Source organism: Stenotrophomonas sp. HMWF023, from assembly GCF_003060985.1.
Lineage (GTDB): Bacteria > Pseudomonadota > Gammaproteobacteria > Xanthomonadales > Xanthomonadaceae > Stenotrophomonas > Stenotrophomonas lactitubi.
Genome location: NZ_QAIJ01000135.1, coordinates 1 through 3,773, shown reverse-complemented (window position 1 = coordinate 3,773; position 3,773 = coordinate 1). Strand labels below are relative to the sequence as shown.

The 3,773-nt window shown below is 67.1% G+C and carries 3 protein-coding genes; 2 read left to right on the top strand and 1 reads right to left on the bottom strand.

Annotation, left to right across the window (positions count from 1 at the left end; translation table 11 throughout):
* Positions 1-97 precede the first annotated feature (97 nt).
* Positions 98-523 carry a hypothetical protein gene (locus tag DBR20_RS07280; RefSeq protein WP_100460466.1) on the top strand — a complete coding sequence of 142 codons (426 nt, stop codon included), beginning with the start codon at positions 98-100 and terminating at the stop codon, positions 521-523.
* A 117-nt stretch (positions 524-640) separates the two neighbouring features.
* Here the strand turns inward: DBR20_RS07280 and DBR20_RS07275 are convergent, their stop codons facing one another.
* Positions 641-2,080, bottom strand: a complete 1,440-nt coding sequence (locus DBR20_RS07275; protein WP_108265711.1) for a class II fumarate hydratase — start codon at positions 2,078-2,080, stop codon at positions 641-643.
* 247 nt (positions 2,081-2,327) lie between these two features.
* On the opposite strand from DBR20_RS07275, the gene purB reads away from it, so the two are divergent.
* A complete protein-coding gene (gene purB / locus DBR20_RS07270) occupies positions 2,328-3,695 on the top strand; it encodes an adenylosuccinate lyase (protein WP_108265710.1) in 1,368 nt (455 codons plus the stop codon).
* The last annotated feature ends 78 nt before the right edge of the window (positions 3,696-3,773 follow it).

Here is a 3,773-nt window from a genome sequence, read left to right as displayed (position 1 = left end):
CGCCGGGGCGCAGCGGCCGGCCGCTCACCTGCGTTGCCGGCCGCTGCGCCCCGGCGGGCTTACAATGGCGGCCCCGGATGCACTTCATTGAACCGCCATGAAAAAGCTGTTTCTGCTGCTGGCCGCCCTGCTCTGCCTGGGCCTGGTCGGCTGTGACCAGGACTACCGCAACCACCGCGCCGAACGCGGCAAACCGAAGATCTCGGTCAGCGAAAGCATCGTGACCGTGCGCCGCCAGCCGGCACCGAACATCATCATCCTGCCCGACGGTCAGATGAAGATCGACGAGATCCTGATCCCGCTGAACGCCGAGCAGAAGCACATGCTGCAGACGATGTTCGGCACGCTGCAGGTGCTGCGCCAGAACACGCTGGTGGCCGCACCGGCCGACCCCAACATGCAGCCGGTGAAGATCGTGCCGCCGGAAGGCATGCAGGTGATTCCGCCGGACCTGGTGCAGACCATTCCCGAGTTCAAGGATTACACCGAGACCTTCGGCAACATCGTCGCCGACCGTCGCTGAAACAAGAACGCCGCCCTCCCGGGCGGCGTTTCCGTTTGTAGAGCCGAGCCCATGCTCGGCCACTGCCTGTCACTTGAGCCGAGCATGGGCTCGGCTCTACAGTGTGCAGATTCCAGATCAGCCGCCGGCACCACCGCCACCGCCCTGGATGCCACCGGCGGTCAACGCGGTCGGGTCCAGCAGCCGGCGCAGCTCCGCTTCGGCCAGGCCACTGTCTTCCAGCGCCACGTCCAGCACCGGGCGCTGTTCCTTGTAGGCACGCTTGGCGATGGCTGCGGCTTTCTCGTAGCCGATGATCGGGTTCAGCGCGGTCACCAGGATCGGATTGCGCGCCAGCGCTTCCGCCACACGGTCTTCGCGCACCTTCAGGCCGGCAATGGCGCTGTCGGCCAGCAGCGTCGACACATTGGCCAGCAGGCCGATGCCATCGAGCAGGTTCACCGCGATCAGCGGCAGCGTCACATTGAGCTGGAAGTTGCCGGTCTGGCCGGCCACGGTGATCGCCGTGTGGTGGCCGATCACCTGCGCGCAGGCCATCACCGTCGCCTCCGGAATCACCGGATTGACCTTGCCCGGCATGATCGAGGACCCCGGCTGCAGTGCCGGCAGCTCGATCTCGCCCAGGCCCGCCAGCGGACCGGCATTCATCCAGCGCAGGTCGTTGGCGATCTTGATCAGGGCCACCGCCAGCGCATTGAGCTGGCCCGACAGCTCCACCGCATCGTCCTGCGCGGCCAGGCCTTCGAATTTGTTCTCGGCGCTGTCGAACTTGAAGCCGGTCTGCTGCTTCAGTGCCTTGGCCACCTGCACGCCAAAGCGCGGGTCGGCATTGATACCGGTGCCGATGGCGGTACCGCCCAGCGGCAGGCGGCGCACGCGCTTGAGGCTGTCCTCGATGCGCTCCTGTGCCGAGGCCAGCTGCGCCGACCACGCACCGAATTCCTGTTCGAAGGTCAGCGGCATCGCGTCCATCAGGTGGGTGCGGCCGGTCTTGACCACCTTGCGCAGGCTGCGGCCCTTCTTGTCCAGCGTCCTGCGCAGGTGCACCAGCGCCGGCAGCAGCTGCTCATGGGTGGCCAGCACGGCCGACACGCGCAGCGCCGTCGGGATCACGTCGTTGGAGCTCTGCCCCTGGTTGACGTGATCATTCGGGTGCACCGTGGTCTTGCCCGCCTTGCCGGCACGGTTGGCCAGCGTGGCGATGACCTCGTTGGCATTCATGTTCGAGGAGGTACCCGAACCGGTCTGGTAGACGTCGATCGGGAACTGCGCGTCCCACGTGCCGTCCGCCACTTCGGCGGCGGCAGACTGGATGGCCTTGGCCACGGTCTTGGGCAAGTGGCCCAGCTCGGCGTTGACGCCGGCGGCGGCTCCCTTGACCAGGCCCAGTGCACGGATGAAGCCGCGCGGCATGCGCTGGCCCGACACCGGGAAATTCTGTACAGCGCGCTGGGTCTGCGCGCCCCACAGGGCGTCGGCAGGCACCTGCAGCTCGCCCATGCTGTCGTGCTCGATCCGGAAACCCTTGGGGGCGCTCTTGCTTGCAGCTTTGCTCATTGCATCAACTCCGCACTACTTCGGTTGGGGAAAGGGAAGCGGCGGCTGGCAGGGTGTCGCTTCCCGGGCTGGCGGCTGCGACAACGATACTCCCTTGTCCGCAGCGTGGGATGGCGAGGACGGGCCAGATCGTTTCATCCGCAGGGCCGATTGAACGGGTAGCGCCGGGCCGCGCCCGGCGCTACCGAGCATGCGAGGGCCACGCGTCGTAGAATATGGCCCCCGCCGCTCGCCCTTCCCTGCCGACATGTCCGAATCCGCCCTGCTCGCCCTGTCCCCGCTCGATGGCCGCTATGCCGGCAAGGTCGACGCCCTGCGCCCGATCTTCTCCGAGTACGGCCTGATCAAGGCCCGTGTCACGGTTGAAGTGGAGTGGCTGCTGGCCCTGGCCGCCGAGCCGGGCATCGTCGAGCTGGCCGCGTTCTCCGACGCCGCCGTCGTCCGCCTGCGTGCGCTGGCCAGCGGTTTCAGCCCGGCCCAGGCCGCGCGCGTGAAGGAGATCGAGCGCACCACCAACCATGACGTCAAGGCGGTGGAGTACTTCATCAAGGAACAGCTGAAGGACGATGCCGAGCTGGCACCGGCGCTGGAGTTCGTGCATTTCGCCTGCACCAGCGAAGACATCAACAACCTCAGCTACGGCCTGATGCTGGAACAGGCCCGTCGCGAAGTGGTGCTGCCGACCCTGGACGGCGTCGCCGATGCACTGCGCACGCTGGCCCACGCCCAGGCGGGCCAGCCGATGCTGTCGCGCACCCATGGCCAGACCGCCTCGCCGACCACCCTGGGCAAGGAGCTGGCCAACGTGGTCGCCCGCCTGGAGCGCCAGCGCCGGCAGATCGCTGCGGTCGAGCTGACCGGCAAGATCAACGGCGCGGTCGGCAACTACAACGCACACGTCGCCAGCTACCCGGACGTGGACTGGCCGGCCTTCGCCGAGCGCTTCGTCACCGGCCTGGGCCTGGTGTTCAACCCGTACACCACGCAGATCGAGCCGCACGACAACATCGCCGAAATCGGTGATGCCGCCCGTCGCGCCAACATCATCCTGATCGACCTGGCCCGCGACATCTGGGGTTACGTCTCGCTGGGCTACTTCAAGCAGCGCCTGAAGGAAGGCGAAGTCGGTTCGTCGACGATGCCGCACAAGGTCAACCCGATCGATTTCGAGAACGCCGAAGGCAACTTCGGCATCGCCAACGCGCTGTTCGAGCATTTCAGCGCGAAGCTGCCGATCAGCCGCTGGCAGCGCGACCTGACCGATTCCACCGTGCTGCGCGCGCTGGGCACCGCGTTCGGCCACAGCCAGGTGGCGCTGGATTCGCTGGCCAAGGGCCTGGGCAAGCTGGAAGTGAACCCGCAGCGCCTCGACGCCGATCTGGATGCGGCCTGGGAAGTGCTGGCCGAAGCCGTGCAGACGGTGATGCGCCGCCACGGCCTGCCGAACCCGTACGAGCAGCTGAAGGCATTGACCCGTGGCCAGGGCATCACGGCAGAATCGATGCGCACGTTCGTGCAGGGACTGGAGCTGCCGGCCGACGCCAAGCAGCGCCTGCTCGACATGACCCCGGGCAGCTATACCGGCCTGGCCGAGTCGCTGGCGAAGAAGATTTAAGGGTTTCCTTGCGGCGGCGGCCGCGGGCGCTGCCTGCGGCAGGCAACTACAACAGCAACGTCAAAGGCGGCTCTGGGT

Bases quoted from the DNA above. Each gene is read 5' to 3' on its own strand.
- purB (WP_108265710.1), top strand. From the start codon at position 2,328: ATGTCCGAATCCGCCCTGCTCGCCCTGTCCCCGCTCGATGGCCGCTAT.
- DBR20_RS07280 (WP_100460466.1), top strand. From the start codon at position 98: ATGAAAAAGCTGTTTCTGCTGCTGGCCGCCCTGCTCTGCCTGGGCCTG.
- DBR20_RS07275 (WP_108265711.1), bottom strand. From the start codon at position 2,080: ATGAGCAAAGCTGCAAGCAAGAGCGCCCCCAAGGGTTTCCGGATCGAG.